Annotated in this window: 15 protein-coding genes and 1 pseudogene; 8 read left to right on the top strand and 8 right to left on the bottom strand. The window is 63.1% G+C overall.

Annotated elements, in window-relative coordinates:
- Window positions 1–236: 236 nt before the first annotated feature.
- Together QMZ16_RS15905 and QMZ16_RS15900 are read left to right on the top strand one after the other, a co-directional pair.
- Complete coding sequence (locus QMZ16_RS15905) at window positions 237–491, top strand: hypothetical protein (protein ID WP_282603977.1); 255 nt, start codon at window positions 237–239, stop codon at window positions 489–491.
- A 322-nt stretch (window positions 492–813) separates the two neighbouring features.
- A pseudogene (locus tag QMZ16_RS15900) lies at window positions 814–1,817 on the top strand (IS481 family transposase).
- A 194-nt stretch (window positions 1,818–2,011) separates the two neighbouring features.
- Here the strand turns inward: QMZ16_RS15900 and QMZ16_RS15895 are convergent.
- Genes QMZ16_RS15895 through QMZ16_RS15885 form a run of 3 tightly spaced genes read right to left on the bottom strand, consistent with a single transcriptional unit; the run spans window position 2,012 to window position 3,540 of the window.
- Window positions 2,012–2,461: a ferritin-like domain-containing protein gene (locus tag QMZ16_RS15895; protein ID WP_282603976.1), complete on the bottom strand. Its 450-nt coding sequence runs from the start codon at window positions 2,459–2,461 to the stop codon at window positions 2,012–2,014.
- A gap of 25 nt (window positions 2,462–2,486) precedes the next feature.
- Window positions 2,487–2,690 (bottom strand): hypothetical protein, encoded by a 204-nt coding sequence (locus QMZ16_RS15890; protein WP_282603975.1) that lies wholly within the window; start codon window positions 2,688–2,690, stop codon window positions 2,487–2,489.
- Window positions 2,691–2,715: 25 nt separating this feature from the next.
- A complete protein-coding gene (locus tag QMZ16_RS15885) occupies window positions 2,716–3,540 on the bottom strand; it encodes a manganese catalase family protein (RefSeq protein WP_282603974.1) in 825 nt (274 codons plus the stop codon).
- A gap of 267 nt (window positions 3,541–3,807) precedes the next feature.
- On the opposite strand from QMZ16_RS15885, the gene QMZ16_RS15880 reads away from it, so the two are divergent.
- From QMZ16_RS15880 to QMZ16_RS15870, 3 genes are all read left to right on the top strand, one after another.
- The gene (locus QMZ16_RS15880; RefSeq protein ID WP_282603973.1) at window positions 3,808–5,010 is read left to right on the top strand and encodes an MFS transporter; all 1,203 of its coding nucleotides are present in this window, start codon (window positions 3,808–3,810) and stop codon (window positions 5,008–5,010) included.
- Window positions 5,011–5,115: 105 nt separating this feature from the next.
- A complete protein-coding gene (locus tag QMZ16_RS15875) occupies window positions 5,116–5,817 on the top strand; it encodes a cytochrome c oxidase assembly protein (protein ID WP_282603972.1) in 702 nt (233 codons plus the stop codon).
- Window positions 5,814–6,323 (top strand): CopD family protein, encoded by a 510-nt coding sequence (locus tag QMZ16_RS15870; RefSeq protein ID WP_282603971.1) that lies wholly within the window; start codon window positions 5,814–5,816, stop codon window positions 6,321–6,323. Before QMZ16_RS15875 ends, QMZ16_RS15870 begins: the two co-directional genes overlap by 4 nt.
- Here the strand turns inward: QMZ16_RS15870 and QMZ16_RS15865 are convergent.
- Window positions 6,293–6,808, bottom strand: coding sequence for a DUF2231 domain-containing protein (locus QMZ16_RS15865; RefSeq protein WP_282603970.1), 516 nt, complete (start codon window positions 6,806–6,808; stop codon window positions 6,293–6,295). The genes QMZ16_RS15870 and QMZ16_RS15865 overlap by 31 nt on opposite strands.
- Window positions 6,809–6,853: 45 nt before the next feature.
- Here QMZ16_RS15865 and QMZ16_RS15860 point away from each other — a divergent pair, with 45 nt between their 5' ends.
- Genes QMZ16_RS15860 through QMZ16_RS15850 form a run of 3 tightly spaced genes read left to right on the top strand, consistent with a single transcriptional unit; the run spans window position 6,854 to window position 10,220 of the window.
- Complete coding sequence (locus tag QMZ16_RS15860; RefSeq protein WP_282603969.1) at window positions 6,854–7,483, top strand: cytochrome B; 630 nt, start codon at window positions 6,854–6,856, stop codon at window positions 7,481–7,483.
- On the top strand, window positions 7,480–9,927 hold the full coding sequence (ctaD, locus tag QMZ16_RS15855) for a cytochrome c oxidase subunit I (RefSeq protein ID WP_282603968.1): 2,448 nt from the start codon (window positions 7,480–7,482) through the stop codon (window positions 9,925–9,927). The genes QMZ16_RS15860 and ctaD overlap by 4 nt, the downstream gene beginning before the upstream one ends.
- The gene (locus QMZ16_RS15850; RefSeq protein WP_282603967.1) at window positions 9,927–10,220 is read left to right on the top strand and encodes a hypothetical protein; all 294 of its coding nucleotides are present in this window, start codon (window positions 9,927–9,929) and stop codon (window positions 10,218–10,220) included. Before ctaD ends, QMZ16_RS15850 begins: the two co-directional genes overlap by 1 nt.
- Window positions 10,221–10,374: 154 nt before the next feature.
- Here QMZ16_RS15850 and QMZ16_RS15845 read toward each other — a convergent pair whose 3' ends face one another.
- The 4 genes from QMZ16_RS15845 to QMZ16_RS15830 all read right to left on the bottom strand — a co-directional run bounded on the left by QMZ16_RS15845 (window position 10,375) and on the right by QMZ16_RS15830 (window position 13,637).
- Window positions 10,375–10,935, bottom strand: coding sequence for an SAM-dependent methyltransferase (locus QMZ16_RS15845; protein WP_282603966.1), 561 nt, complete (start codon window positions 10,933–10,935; stop codon window positions 10,375–10,377).
- A complete protein-coding gene (locus QMZ16_RS15840) occupies window positions 10,925–11,536 on the bottom strand; it encodes a PIG-L family deacetylase (RefSeq protein ID WP_282603978.1) in 612 nt (203 codons plus the stop codon). The genes QMZ16_RS15845 and QMZ16_RS15840 overlap by 11 nt, the downstream gene beginning before the upstream one ends.
- Before the next feature lie 74 nt (window positions 11,537–11,610).
- Window positions 11,611–12,627, bottom strand: coding sequence for a hypothetical protein (locus QMZ16_RS15835; protein WP_282603965.1), 1,017 nt, complete (start codon window positions 12,625–12,627; stop codon window positions 11,611–11,613).
- Window positions 12,624–13,637, bottom strand: a complete 1,014-nt coding sequence (locus tag QMZ16_RS15830; protein WP_282603964.1) for a glycosyltransferase family 2 protein — start codon at window positions 13,635–13,637, stop codon at window positions 12,624–12,626. Before QMZ16_RS15830 ends, QMZ16_RS15835 begins: the two co-directional genes overlap by 4 nt.
- Window positions 13,638–14,827 lie beyond the last annotated feature (1,190 nt).

Here is a 14,827-nt window from a genome sequence, read left to right as displayed (position 1 = left end):
GAGGGTCTTTCTGTCCGCCGTCGCTCTCGCCGCAACTGTCATCTTCTGGCTTTGAAAATTAACGAGTCTGGAGCCTAGCGGGCACCGTCGCGGCTCTGCGCGCCCATATGGCCGCAAGCCTGCGCGGTTGCAGGCCGATCTGCCTTGCCGAAGATCGGCCTCTACGTCAGCAAGCAGCGGCGCTCTGGAAGGGGCTTGTGGGACCCGCTCCTGATATAGCGGGGCAGAGAGACATCGTGCTCGTCCTGACACCGCAATGCCTCCGCACGCTTGCGATGCAGGGGACCCGAGCCCTTGAGCGGATCGAGGCGCTCTCGGACCGCGACCCCGAGATCACCGTCGTGGCCTTCCTGGCGCAGGATGGCGTCCCACGGCTCTGGTCGATGCACCGGCTCAACGAGTTCGTCCGGTCAAGAATCGAAAAGGAGGCAGATGCTGTGCAGGTGGATCACTCGGGTCAGGCCGATGATCACGGTCCAAGCTTTGCGTAGCTTGGCCGAACACCTATCTGAAGCGATGGGAGATCGGAAAGCATCGCAAGATGTAATGCTACCCCGGTCGCTACCCCGCAGCAGATGAAGAACAGAAAACACTGCCAAAACATAAACTTGAAAAGGGGAAATGGCGGAGGGAACGAGTCTGATGTACAACATTCTCTGGACTGCCCATGGAAAATAGCCGGTAACCCCAGAACTGATGCTCGCCTTGGCTATCCGCTCTAGGTGTTTGATCCCACGGTCTTATGGTGTGACCCTCTCGGAGGAATGGAAGGATGCCCTATGGGACATAGTTCGTCACGGAAGCGCCGCGACCATGCACGCCGTCAGAGCAGCAATAATGAGGGCTGGCCCGCCACCGATCCAAGGGGCTGCCCGAATGATCGCAAGCTTCGCTCGCAGCGCTGAGCCGAGAGCTTGGGATAAATCCCGAGACGGTTGCGAAGTAAGGCAAACGGCAGACGGTCGAGGATCTCAATACTGTCCCAAAAGAGCCACGTTCGACGGTCCTCACCTAGGCTGAGGAGGCGAACATTGTCGTGTTTCGGCGCTATACGCTGCTCTCGCTCGATGACTGCCTCTATGCCCTTCAGCCGTCAAGCCCGCACCTGACACGCTCAACGCTTCATTGCTGTCTACAGCGACATGGTATCTCACGCTTGCCTGACGTCGAGGGCGACAAACCGAGGCGGCCGAAGTTCAAACGCTACCCGATCGGCCCTCGCCAGCGGCTCTTGAACCGATAGCGAACACGCTGGCTCGATCCACATAGACATTGCCGAAGTGCAGACTGCTGAAGGAAAGCTCTTCCTGTTCGTTGGCATCGACCGCACGAGCAAGTTTGCGGTGACCCAGCTCGTCGAGAAAGCAGACAGGAAGAGGGCCTGGGAGTTCCTCCAACACATGCTCGAAGCCGTGCCATATCAGGTTCACACTGTCCTCACCGACAATGGCATTCAGTTCGCTGAGCAGCCTCGGAACCGGAACACTGCTTATTCTCGGCCCATGCGTCTCGACATGATCTGTGAGACCAACGGGATTGAGCATCGGCTGACCAAACACAACCATCTCTGGACCAACGGACAAGTCGAACGGATGAACCGCACGATCAAGGAGGCCACCGTCAAACGCTTCCACTACGAAAGCCATGATCAGCTGCAGACGCACCTCTCGGACTTCATGTCAGCATACAACTTAGCGCGCCGGCTCAGGACCCTTAACCGGCTCACACCCTACGACTATATCTTTAAGATCTGAACGTCAGAGTCGGACAGATTCGTCTTGAACCCTATCCACGAGATGCCGGGACTGAACACCTAGGACCCGGAAGCAAACTCGCAGGACCAAAGCGGGCCTTTCGCAATATTCGAACCGCAGAGACGATAAAGGTGATCCTAGTGTCACGTCTATCGACCCGTACGACATTCGAGGCTGGCAAGTTCCGCTTTAAGCCGACGCGCCGCACCCACCCAAAGCCCGGTTTGCATGCGTAATCTGCGAACGAGGCAGGTGCCTTAAGTGCGCTCAGCCGCAGCTTCGAACCATGCGCGATGACGCTTCTCGTCGGCCAGTGCCTTTTCGAAGAACTCTCGCGATGCAGGTACTGCGTCTCCATGCTGGCGCGCACGGTCATAGGCGGTGACGGTATCTTCTTCGTTCGTGCGCATGGCCTTGAGGATCGCTCCGTCCCCCATCAGATCCGCCAGCGCGATCTTCCCGGTGGTCAGCATCTGCTTCATGTCGCCACCCTCGGGGATGTCGGCATTGATGGACGCCGCGATGTCACGAAGTTTCTCAAGGTGATACAGGTGGTCCTGCCGGAACTCGGCCACGCGGGCGGCGAGTTCGGGATCGCTCAGACGCTCGATCGTGCTGTCATAGGCGGAGATCGCGTCATGCTCGAGATAGATGAGATCCGTGACGAGATCGCCGAAATAATGCTCGGTTCCTGTGGTCGTGGCCATGTCGGTCATCCTTGATGCGAAGGTTTCATAGGAACACCCACAGCGCGGCAATCACGATGACGACGATCGCGATGATCGGGGCGGCAAGCGCGACGCCCACCAGTTGCCCCTGTTCCTTGCCCTGGGTGCGGAGATAGTCGGTATCGGACGGCAACCCGCCCTCGGCCGCCGACCGATCCAGCGTGTCGCCCTTGTCATCACGGTGGGATGTGGCGTTCGGGTCGGTCATGGCAGCCTCCGGTTTCAGGTTGGGGTTACTGTTGTTCGATCTGCGTGCCGCTATGGGGACGCGCCTTGCCCAGATCGGGCTTCTGGCCAAGCGGCTCGGGGCGTTCGCGGACCGAGAACTCCGAGCGCCCGTCCAGCGACGGCCCCGACGTCCAGCGTCCTTCCGGCGTCGGCTCGTCCAACGAGGTGTTCAGGAAGTAGTAGGAATGCTCCATCGCCTCGTGTTCCTCGGGCGTCGAGTTCGGCACCGGAAGCGCCTTTTCCCAGCCGCCCAACTCCTCGATCACGGCCAGCCACTGCTGCTGGTGCATCGTGTCGCGCGCGATCAGGAAGGACAGCATATCCTTCATCCCGCTGTCGTCGGTCATGTTGTACAGCCGCGATGCCAGCACGCGCCCGCCGCTCTCGGCGGTGGCATTGGCCATCATGTCGGCGGCCAGGTTGCCGGTGGCATAGATATGGCTCATGTCGAAGGGGACGCCATTCGCGTTCACCGGCATGGCAGACAGCCCCGAGGACAGGATATGGCGCGGGTTCGCCCCGCCCATGATCGCATTGACGATCGGGTCCTTGGCGGCTTCCTCCTGCACGGTCAGCGGCGCGCCTTCCAGGTTCAAGGCGACGGCATGGCCGAGAAACTCGATATGGGACAGTTCCTCGGTCGCGGTCATCATCAGCATGTCGCGGTATTTCGCATCGCCCCGGGCGCCCATGGCCTGGAAGAAATACTGCATGGCGACGCGGATCTCGCCTTCGACGCCGCCGATGGCCTGTTGCAGATACTTGGCGAATTGCGGATCGGGACGGTCCACGCGGACTTCGTATTGCAGCTTGCTGGAATGATGGAACATCGGTCATTCTCCTACGGGTCAGGTTTGGTGATTGCCGGCCGTCTTCACATTGCAGCAACTGCAGAAATTCCCGCGTCGTTCCGCAGACAAATATAGATTTATCCCGGCGATTTCATGCCGATGCACGGATGCGAATAAGTTGTTGAAAAACCGAAAAACCGGCCCGCGCGGCCCGATGGACCGCAGATCGGGCGCGGGAACCGCGATGGAACGGCTGGCACAAGCGAGTGTTGCGCGGGGAATGCAAATCCCTCGAAAGTTCCTGCAATGTCACCATTCCTCAAGCTTTCGGCAGCAGGTTTCGCTGCCACCGCGATCAGCTATGGCCCTGCCCGCATGGGCTTCGGGCTGTTTCTTGCACAGTTCAAGGAAGCCTTCGGCATCAGCACCACCGTCGCGGGCCTCATTTCCGCGGGCGGCTTCGCAGGATTCCTGCTGGGCCTGATCGGGGCCTATGCAGCAACCGCGTGGCGCGGCCCAAGGCTGCCCGTGATCGTCGGGCTGGCCTTCGCGACGATCGGGATGATCGTGGTGGCGATGGCCTCGAATGCGGGCGTCCTAGCCCTTGGCGTGATCCTTGCCATGACAAGCGCGGGCTTCGGCTGGTCCCCCTACAACAACGCGGTGCATCAGCAGGTGACCGAGGGCCTGCGCCCTCGATCACTGTCCATCGTCAGTACGGGAACCAGCCTGGGGGCCGCCATGGCGGGGGCAGTCGCGCTGGCGCTCATGCTGGGCGGGGCTTCCTGGCGGATCGCGTGGATCGCCTTTGCCGCGACCGGGCTGGCCGCGCTGGTCGGCAACTGGATCGCGATGCGCGATGTCGCGGGCAATCCGGGCCGGGGGCGGACGAACTGGCGGGCGATCTGCGTGGTGCCGGCCCTGCCGCTCTATCTGACGGCGCTGTCCTTCGGGATCACCACGACGATCTACATCTCTTTCGCGACGGACAGCGTAGCCCAGGCAGGCGGGCTGGCCGGGCTGCCCGACGGAGGATCGCCCGCGGTGATGTTCATCATCTATGGCATCGCGGGGCTGGCCGCGCTTGGCACTGCCGCGATCAAGGACCGGATCGGGTTGCCGCTGCTGGTGCGCGGGCTGCTGCTGGTATCGGCGCTGTCGCTGGCGCTGATCGCGCTGTCCCCGAACAGCTGGATCGGCGTGGGGGCCGCATCCGCATCGCAGGGCATCTTCGTCATGATGATGAGCGCAGTCCTGGCCTTCTGGTCCGAGCGTCTGTTCCCCGAGCTGCCCGCGTTCAGCTTCACCGCAACGCTGTTGGCGGTTGCGATGGGAAGCATCGTGGGACCTGCGCTTGCGGGCTTTTTGTCGAACGCGTTCTCATCGAGCGCCATGTTCCTTGGCGCAGCGGCTCTGTCGGCTGCGACAGCGATCGGCATGCTCCCGCGACTTGTCCAAGAGGAGCCCCTGGATTGCGGTCAGGATGCCAGCCCCCTGCCCGCCCACTAGCTGCCCGAAGGCTGCTTCCGCGAAACCTTGCGTTTCGGGAAACCAAATTGGGCGGCTCGCGATTGTGTTACCTGACGCGCACCAATTCCACAGGGCCCCAAGACGATGCCGATCACGATATTGCCCGGAAGCTATTGCGGGATCGCCCCGCCCCCCGAGCTGGCGCTGCGGTCCTGGAACCTGGATCCGGTGCTGCTGGCCGTGATGGCTGTCGGGTGGCTGACCGTCAGACATCGCCCAGGCGGAACGCCCGCGATTCTGGTTCTGCTGGTGGCCTTCGTGTCTCCGCTCTGCGCCATGTCGGTCGGGCTGTTTTCGGCGCGCGTCGTGCATCATGTGCTTCTGGTCGCGGTGGCCGCCCCCTTGCTGGCGGCAGCGCTGCCATTGCGGGCCTCGGGCATGGGGCTGCATTTCACGATATCGACCGCCCTGTTGTGGCTGTGGCATCTGCCCGCCGCCTATGATCTGGCGCTGCGCGACATCGGGGTCTACTGGATCATGCAGATCAGCCTTCTCGGGTCGGCCACGCTGTTCTGGGGCGCGGTGCTGTCGCATCGTGCATCCGCGCAGACGATCCTGTGGTCGATTGCCGGGCTGATCCAGATGGGGATGCTGGGCGCGATTCTGACCTTCGCCCCCGAGCCGCTGTATCAGGCGCATCAGCTTGCGCCATTGGCGTGGGGGATGCGCCCGCTGACCGATCAACAGCTTGGCGGACTGATCATGTGGGTCCCGGCGATGATCCCCTATGCCGCGGTCATCGCGATACAGGCGCGGCGCAGCTGGCGGCTGGCGGCGACGGCATGAGCATGCTCGAACCCATCGTCCCGCATCTGAAGTCGCTGCATGTCACGATGCTGCTGATCTGGTGCGCGGGGCTTTTCGCCCTGCCCCTGATGCTTGCGCGGCACGACCCCGCCATCGGTCAGGCCGATTACGCGCGCATCAGGAAGGCGACTCATTACGCCTATACCTTCTTCATCACTCCCGCCGCCGTCATCGCCATCGGCTCGGGCACGGGGCTGATCTTTGTTCGGGGGGTCTTCGTCACCTGGCTGTTCGCCAAGCTGGTCTTCGTCGCTGCGCTGGTGGGTTTCCATGTCTGGGTCGGCTATGTCCTCGTGGACAAGGCCGAACGGCAAGGCGTTCATAAGACGCCGCACCCGACCCTTCCGCTGTTCCTGCTGACCCTGCCCATCACCGGCATCCTGTTTCTGGTTCTGGCCAAGCCGGATCTTGGCCAGATCCCCCTGCCCGATTGGCTGCAGCAACCCTTGGGCAATCAATTGCCCTTCGATGTGCCCAGACGATGATCGAAGACGAGTTTTCCGCCATGCCAGCCCGTGACCATCACGACGATCACCGCAAAGCCCGACAGCAGGATGCCGTAGGGCAGCACCGCCTCTTCGTATCCCTGCAGGCGATAGCCCCAATTGGCCCCCAGGATCGACAGCAGCATTACCGCGATCACGAAATGGGTCCAGGCAGGTGCACGGATGCGGATGCCCGAGACCAGCAGCAGTTCCGCCGTCCCGGTCGCCCCGGCTGCCAGCCCGAACAGGAACGCGGTGCCCGCCGCCCAGATTGCCGCGCGCGCCCAGAACAGCTCTCCCGACCACCAATAGAGCGCGTCGGCCCCAAAGGTGCAGAATGTCAGCGCGACCGGGAATGCCACCGTCATGGCGTGCAGAGGGTGGCCCCAGATCCCGACGGTCGTCTCGGTCCGGTCGTAACCCGGGTAATCGAGGATAGGATCGACCAGTTCCTCGGGTTCCTTCTGCACCATCTTTCGTTCCATCGGCGCCCCCTGCTGCGCTTGTGCCTTGCCTGTCTAACCCCCGCGATGCTGGCTGGTTGCGAAGAAAGGCTGTCGACGGTCCATCCCGCCGGGCCGGCTGCCGCCGCGATCGCCGATCTGTGGTGGGTGCTGCTGATCGGTTCGGTGGCGATCACGCTGTTGGTCGCGGGGCTGGTCCTTTGGGCATGGCGCCGCCCCGAGGGCGCGGTGTCGGAACGCCGGTTCGTGATCTGGCTGGGCCTTGCTTTTCCCATGACCGTGCTGGGGGCGCTGCTGGTATACGGGCTGTTCATAGGGGAACGGCTGCTGCCGCGCGAAGGCCCCGATACCGTGGTCGTCACCGCAGAGGCGCGGCGATACGAATGGCGGTTCGGATATGACGGCCGCCCCGGCGCGGTCACGCGGAACCGGCTGCACATCCCCGCGGGCCGCCCGGTGGATGTGGCCATCACCTCGGTCGATGTGGTCCATGCCTTCTGGGTGCCGCGTCTGGCGGGCAAGCTGGACGCCGTGCCGGGGCATGTGAACACCCTGCGGATCGAAGCGGCACAGCCCGGCGAATACGCCGGCCTGTCGGCCGAGTATAACGGCCCCGGCTATCGCGGTCATGGCTTCACGGTCATCGCCCATGATCCCGCCGGTTGGCAGGCTTTTCTGCAAGGGGAGGCGCCATGAACGCCCTGAAACGACATCGCGCCCTGTCGCGCATCTGGGCGTCCGACCCCGGCTGGCGGGGATGGTTCACCTCGGTCAACCACACCGACCTTGGTCGGATGTTCATGGCGGTCTCGGCCTTCTTCTTCATTGTGGGCGGCATCCTGGCGATGCTGATCCGCGCCCAGCTGGCCAGCCCGCGATCGGCATTCCTGGGGCCGGAACATTACAACCAGATCTTCACCATGCACGGGACCATCATGATGTTCCTGTTCGCCATCCCCATGTTCGAGGGGCTGGCCGTCTACCTGCTGCCCAAGATGCTGGGGTCGCGTGATCTGGCCTTCCCTCGACTGACGGCCTACGGCTTCTGGTGCTATGTTTTTGGCGGCGCGATGATGATCTTCTCGCTGCTGGCGGGGATCGCGCCCGACAGCGGCTGGTTCATGTATCCGCCCCTGTCATCCGCGATCAATTCGCCCGGGATCAATTCGGACTTCTGGCTGATCGGCATCACCTTCGTCGAGATCTCGGCCATCTCGGCGGCGGTCGAGATCACCGTCACCATCCTGCGATACCGCGCGCCGGGCATGTCGCTGGCCCGCATGCCGATATTCGCGTGGTATGCACTTGTGACGGCGGTGATGATCCTGACGGGCTTTCCCCCGCTGATCCTGGGGTCGATCCTGCTGGAACTGGAACGCGCCTTCGGCCTGCCCTTCTTCCAGGTTGCCCATGGAGGTGACGCGCTTTTGTGGCAGCACCTCTTCTGGCTGTTCGGCCACCCCGAGGTCTATATCATCTTCCTGCCCGCCGCCGGGGCCATTTCCACGATCCTGCCGGTCATGTCGCGCACGCGGCTGCTGGGGCATCAATGGGTGATCGCGGCGGCGGTGTCGCTTGCGGTGCTCAGCTTCGGGCTGTGGGTGCATCACATGTTCACCACCGGGATCCCGCATCTGGCCCTGGCCTTCTTTTCGGCGGCGTCCACGCTGGTCGCCGTGCCGACAGCGGTGCAGATCTTCGCCTGGATCGGCACCATCGCCAAGGGTCGCCCGCAGATGCACCTGCCGATGATGTGGATGCTGTCCTTCTTCGCGACCTTCGTGATCGGCGGGCTGACGGGGGTGATGGTCGCGGTCGTGCCCTTCGACTGGCAGGCGCATGACACCTATTTCATCGTGGCGCATCTGCATTACGTTCTGATCGGCGGCTTCGTCTTTCCGATGCTGGGGGCGCTGTATTACTGGATGCCGCATGTCACGGGCCGCAAGACCTTCTTCAAGCTGGGCAACACCGCCTTCTGGCTGATCGTGCCGGGGTTCCACGGCACTTTCCTGCTGCTGCACTGGGTGGGCCTGCTGGGCATGCGCCGCCGCATCGACACTTTTGACGCGGGTCAGGGGTGGGAGGTGATCAACATCATCGCCTCGGTCAGCAGCTTCGTCATGGCGATCGGCTTTGCGCTGGTACTGATCGACGTGGTGGTGAATGCCGCCGTCGCGATCCGCGGGTCGCGCGACCCTTGGGGGGCGGGCACGCTGGAATGGGCGATGCCGACGCCCGCCGCGCCCTACAACTTCGCAAGCCTGCCGCAAATCACCTCGCGAGAGCCTTTGTGGGACACGCCCGATCTGCCCGTCCAGCTGGCGCGGGGCCAGGGGTATCTGGGCGACCCGTCCCGCAACCGACGCGAGACGCTGACCGTGGAACCCGCCACCGGAGCGCCCGAATACATCGTCGTCTTTCCCGGCAACACCGCCCTGCCGATTCTGATGTCGGCGGTGACGGGGCTGTTCTTCCTGGGGATGCTGATCAAGGCTTATTGGCTGGTGCCCGTCGCGGCCGTGGGGGTGCTGGGCTGCGCGCTTGTCTGGGCGTGGGGGCTGCAGAGGCGCACCCCCGAAGGCCTGCTGCCCGTCGGACGCGGGCTGTCGCTGCCCGTCGCATCCGAGGTCGCCCGTCCCCCCGGCTGGTGGGGGTCGCTGTTCCTGCTGCTGGCCGATGGGACATTTTTCGGGTCGCTGCTGTTCGGCTATGCCTTTCTCTGGACCATCGCGCCGAACTGGCCGCCGCAGCTCTGGGCGCAGCCCGGACCACATGCAATCGCGATCTTGGCAACCGGAGCAGTTCTGGCGGTCATCGCGGCCCGATACGCGCGGCTCTGGCTCCTGCAGGGACTGGCGATGGTCCTCATGGGCACAAGTGGCATAATGGTGCTGCGCAGCATGCCGGATCCGACCGTTCACGCCTATGCGGCGACCGTTTGGGTGCTGGTGGGTTACGCGATCCTGCACCAGTTCATCGCCTTCGTGACGGCCGTGTTTCACGGCATGACCCGGGTTGCAGGGCATGACCCCCGCACTGGCCTAGGCCTGCACCGGATCACCGTCTTGTGGTCGGACTATGCTGTCGGCGTATCCGTGATCGGAATTAGCACCGCAGCCATTCCGGGGTTTGTCTGATGGGGGACCTGCTGCGCATCGCCCTGCCCCTGACGACATGGCTTGCCAGCTTCAGCGCGATCTATGGGTTGAATGGGTGGCTCTGCGCTGCGGGCCCGCAAGGCGTAGCTGGCCGAGGCATCTTGCTGGCGGCGGCAGCGGCTGCCTTGATCCTGCAAGCGTTGGCGCTGGGTTGGGTGCTGAAGTCATCGACACCCAGATTGCGCATGCTGGTCACGACGCTTGCAGTCGTCGCGCTGACAGCCACGGTCTGGACCTTGCTGCCCGGTCTTTTCCTGACCCGCTGTACCTGACCCGGGCCGCAGGACAGGTCGATGGCTTACTGCCAGGACTGGGTTTGCGGACGCACCCCCCAAGTGTCCATTCGAAAGCAGGAGTGAACCAAGGCCGGCAGCATTCCGGCACATACCGGTCGTCGAAAGACGGCTTATGGAAAAGTATGACGCCCTACCCCGGACGCATGAACACGTCGATCCTGAACCCTTGATGCGACCTGCTCGTCGAGGCACCGAGGCTTGCTGCAAGCGCCTCGACCGCCTGCGTCCCGTCAAGCTCTTCGTCCGTGGGGCCCGTCCAGTTCACGGCGACCACCGAACCTGTCGCATGCTTGCCAAGCCATTCTGCCAGTTCGGAGATTTCCTGAACGGTCAGGAAATAGAGGACCTCGGACAACAGCACGAGATCGAAGCGCGCTGATGGCAGGTCGTGCGGCGCCGTGCCGCCGATGAAGGTGACGTTCCTTGCATCGGCCAAGGATTGCCGCGCCAGTCTCAGCGCCGCAGGTATGCATTCGACAAGGGTAAGGTGCTGGCACCGATGTCGAAGCAGCGATGCTAAGGTGCCGTTTCCGCATCCAATCTCGATGGCCGATGCGAAGGGTCCGGGACCGATCTCGTCCAACGTAGCGGCGTATTTGGCGGCCTCGTAGGCGCTCGTCCTGTGCTGCCACGGATCGTCGCTTCGGGAATAGAGGTTCTCCAAATGAGCTATCACGCGTTCATGCGGCAATGATCATCTCCGGATGCGCAAGGAAATGCTGCTGATGTTCCTGAGACATAACGAAGCCTGTCGGGTCATCCGCAATCAGCGGCGTCATCTGCGAGGCATGACAGGACAGCGCCTGTCGCTTGATCTCCTTCGCCCCGGGCGACGCGTGGATGCGGGAAACCTGCGCATGCCCGTCGGTGAAACGCCCCCAGATCGGATAGAACGCAAGCCGGATATCGTCGCGCAGCCTGACGATGTGCCGCGCAAGCATCGCGCAGGACTGGTGATCGACATGGGGATCGCCGTCCCAGGTGCAGAGCAACAGGGCATTCGGCGCGATCAGCGGCGCCAGTTCGGCAGCCGTTTCAGGATCGCACGGCGCCTTGCAATCATGGTAACCCAGCCAGTCCACGTGGGCGTCCGGATCTAGCAGGCGGCAGGCCGACAGCAATTCCTGCCGGCGCTGCATCGCGATCCTTTCGGGCGGCCAGGCGGCCGAGGCGGGATGCGACGCGGACCCGTCCGTCACGCAGATGATATGGGCGGATATCCCACGCCTGGCGGCATCGTGGATGATCGTACCGCATCCCAGTGTCTCGTCATCGGGATGCGGTGCAAGCACGCAGAGCGGGCGGTCGCCCACGATCTGATCGACCGAGGCCCAGGGCGCATTTGCCGCGCGTTCCAGAAAGCGGCTCACGGGATCCACCTCGACGACAGTTCCTGGCTTGCAAGCAGGCGCTGCATCGCATCGAGCGCCATTCCGTCGGGGTTCGCCTGTCGAAGATAGAGGCCGAGGTCGCGCCTGATCTTCTCGGCCGGGTGCCCGATGGCGAAGGACGCCGCCCCCATTGCTTCGTCGGCCAGGCCAAGGACCTTCATGGCTTCCTGCTGGGTCTGCAACCGGGCAAAGATCGAAGACAGGCTGTCGCCCTCGACCGCATCCACCCGCTCGGTGGCCAAGGCTGCCTGCTCCAGCCACAGCCGGACCGTCTCGCAGGCGAGGGTCATCGCCTTCAGCCGCATCAGCTGGATCGGCGCGCCCAATTGGTCCCTGCGGCGCAGCTGGTCCCGCGTGATCGCGGTCAGTGCCTGCATCGCACCCAGCTGCACGGCCGCGTATCTCCAGACCCCGCCCTGGAAGTAGGGCTCCTGCAGATAGGCCCCGGGTTCGCCCAGAAACACCGCATGATCGAGCGACAGCCCCTCGAGGTCGCATCGCCCCGATGCCGTCGCATGCATCCCGGACATCCGCCATTCCTCTGGATACAGGCGATCCTGCAACGAGGATGTCGGGACCAGCAGAAGCTGGATGCCCTCTTCGGTGGTCGCGGACAGGATGACATGGTCGAGGATGTCGGCACCGCTGGCGAACAGCTTGTAGCCCCGCAGCCGCCTGTCTTCGATCCTGACGGGACTGCTGCCATCCGCGCCCCAGATGCCGTACAGACCGTAATGCTCGTCCGAAGATGCCGGGGCATCGTGCAAGAGCAGCAGCTTGACCGCGTTCACATGCCCTTCGAAGATGCGCCCCGCCGACAGATCGGCCTGGCCGATCGTCACGAGGCACCGCAGCAGATCCCGGGGATCCGGCGCCTGATGCGCGACCCGGAATGCTGCCGTCAGAAGGCCGCTTTGCTGCAATGCCAACTTGATGCCCGGCCCGTCGCCGACCCCTACCAGCATCTCGGCCGCGACTGTCGCTTCTCTCAAACCGCAACCCCTTGTTCCATTGCCCGCCAGGCCGCGTATTGCGGTCTCACGATCTGCTCCATCAGATCCGTCAGTTGCGGCAGGGCCACCTCCAGATCCGAGGCGCGCAGCCTCGCTCCGTGAACCTGGCTCCGATCCGGCCAGATCACGGGCATTCCCCGCCTGCCAAGCGTCCACAGGCTCAGAAGCAGGTCGGGGTCGAGGACGGCCTGATCGGCAAGCGGGTCCGGGGAGGCCATACGCTCGCGCAGGCATTCGGCCATGCCGCCTTCCGCCCTCCCCATCAGGCGACCTGAAACGCGCACCCGCATCCGATCGGAATAGCTTATGCGAAGGCCGTGCCGCCGCGCTGCCGCGACTAGCGCGCGGTCTTCGCTGTGCCGGACCAGGGGGCAGCCGCCGATCAGGCGGAACGCTTCCGACCGGATCGCGATAGTGGCACCGGATTCGATGTAATGCGGCTGCTTGGCACGCAAATCCAGAAGCCCCGCCATCTGCTCGAGATAGAAGCGCAGCTCGTGCATCAGCGCGGTGTATCCGCTTTCCAGCACCGTGATGCGCGCCCTCGCCCCCCTGCGAAGCGGGATCGGGATACGAGAGCTGATGCGGCCGCAGACCAGATCGGCCCCGCTTCGCGCCTCTTGCAACGCGGATGCGATCCATCGCGGGTGGACCGCTGCATCCCCGTCCGTGGTCATGATCAACCCACCCCTGGATGACGCGAACCTCATGGCCGCGGCCCTTGCGTGACCCGCGCTGGCAGTCCGGGCCGAGAAGGTCACCTCGCGGACCTGCGCATTGATCGCGGTATTCTCATAGGATCTGGCGATCTCGGCGCTTCTGTCCGAACTGTTGTTCACAAGGATCGTCGCGGTCACCGGCACATCGCAGCCCTGTGCCGACATGACGAGCGAGTTCAGAAGACGGGGCAACCGCGAGGCTTCGTCCTTGATGGGTATCGCGATGGAAACCCGCGATATGTCCTGGAAACCGGTCACGAATGGCTTCATGGATCGAATGATCTCCAATTGGCTCAAAAAGCGCTTTGTCGAAGGATCCGTGTCAGCCGGGATGGGCACTGCGGTACCGGCGCCCTTCGCGGCAACCGGCTATGAATGCCCAAGGTCTTTGGACCTCGGCCCCGCAAGGGGGCATGCCGCACAGTCAGCACCGCAGCTTTTGAAGAAGTGCCTTCAAGGCGCCGTCAGCGCTTTCCCTTTCTTCGGACACATCCACCTCGGATCCGTCCGACCCGCTGATCCTTACCGAGGCGCACCACCCCATCGCCTTTCCCGGACTGTATGTCAGCGAGAAACCTTTGCATCCGTGACAGGCTGATATTGCGCCCTCGACCAAGCTTCCGATTTCCATAGCGCTGTTGATCCCTTGCCTTTCGGTAATTGCTCGATCCGCGATCACTGCAATCGCCGATCAGGGTCAAAACCGCCGCACCAACCGTCAGTTCCTGCCGGCATCATTTATCAACACATATTCCTTTTCCGTGAGGAGCTTGGCCGGACTTTGCGCCAAGTGCGGATCGTGCTAGTTTCTCTCACTGCAGAATGGTTTCGGGTCACCGTCAGCTTCAGCAGCCGCAATGTCTGGACAGCGTAGGAAAAACAGTAGCCATGGAAGGGATGAAGATGCCCAGGGCTCTGACATGCGCGGTCGGGATTTTACCCCTCCATCGCAGGGCGGCTATCAAGATGCCTATCAGCAGCAGCTGTACGATATATTCATCGACAGAATGATAGACTTGAAAGTGGATCAAGCCGTCAGGCTCCTAAAAACATACGACGGATAAGATCTTTACGGCCCTGTTCTATCGATCAGGATGTCGCGTCACCGGAGACGTGCTCTATACTTGAATCGGAGCCGTGCGTGTTGCCGAACGCTGCGCGGCTGGCATGGCGGGACCTGCGTGCCCAACAAGCGATAGATGGACAGATGTCGATGACAGTCGTGTCTCCGGCGGGCTTGCCTTCGACCGGCCCCGATTGGTCGCGCTGCGGCGACGCATAAAATTAGCTTGGCTCCCTAAAAGTCGCTTTGAAACCGCTGGAGCTGACAGAATGGAACGACGGCATTCGGCGGAACGCCTGCAGGGCTGGCTCCGACAGCGTTAGGGTCAGGACCCATTAATCGGGTTGCGACCACCTTGCCGGCGTGATTCACGCTCCCGAACTGATGGGGGCATGAT

It is taken from the genome of Paracoccus sp. PARArs4 (assembly GCF_947311865.1).
In the GTDB taxonomy this organism is placed as follows: Bacteria; Pseudomonadota; Alphaproteobacteria; order Rhodobacterales; family Rhodobacteraceae; genus Paracoccus; species Paracoccus zeaxanthinifaciens.
The sequence above is the reverse complement of the archived record's forward strand: the minus strand, read 5'-3'. Positions and strand labels throughout refer to the sequence as shown.

Bases quoted from the DNA above. Each gene is read 5' to 3' on its own strand.
- QMZ16_RS15830 (WP_282603964.1), bottom strand. From the start codon at position 13,637: ATGAAGCCATTCGTGACCGGTTTCCAGGACATATCGCGGGTTTCCATC.
- QMZ16_RS15885 (WP_282603974.1), bottom strand. From the start codon at position 3,540: ATGTTCCATCATTCCAGCAAGCTGCAATACGAAGTCCGCGTGGACCGT.
- ctaD (WP_282603968.1), top strand. From the start codon at position 7,480: ATGAACGCCCTGAAACGACATCGCGCCCTGTCGCGCATCTGGGCGTCC.
- QMZ16_RS15860 (WP_282603969.1), top strand. From the start codon at position 6,854: ATGCTGGCTGGTTGCGAAGAAAGGCTGTCGACGGTCCATCCCGCCGGG.
- QMZ16_RS15870 (WP_282603971.1), top strand. From the start codon at position 5,814: ATGAGCATGCTCGAACCCATCGTCCCGCATCTGAAGTCGCTGCATGTC.
- QMZ16_RS15850 (WP_282603967.1), top strand. From the start codon at position 9,927: ATGGGGGACCTGCTGCGCATCGCCCTGCCCCTGACGACATGGCTTGCC.
- QMZ16_RS15895 (WP_282603976.1), bottom strand. From the start codon at position 2,461: ATGGCCACGACCACAGGAACCGAGCATTATTTCGGCGATCTCGTCACG.
- QMZ16_RS15875 (WP_282603972.1), top strand. From the start codon at position 5,116: ATGCCGATCACGATATTGCCCGGAAGCTATTGCGGGATCGCCCCGCCC.
- QMZ16_RS15865 (WP_282603970.1), bottom strand. From the start codon at position 6,808: ATGGAACGAAAGATGGTGCAGAAGGAACCCGAGGAACTGGTCGATCCT.
- QMZ16_RS15880 (WP_282603973.1), top strand. From the start codon at position 3,808: ATGTCACCATTCCTCAAGCTTTCGGCAGCAGGTTTCGCTGCCACCGCG.
- QMZ16_RS15890 (WP_282603975.1), bottom strand. From the start codon at position 2,690: ATGACCGACCCGAACGCCACATCCCACCGTGATGACAAGGGCGACACG.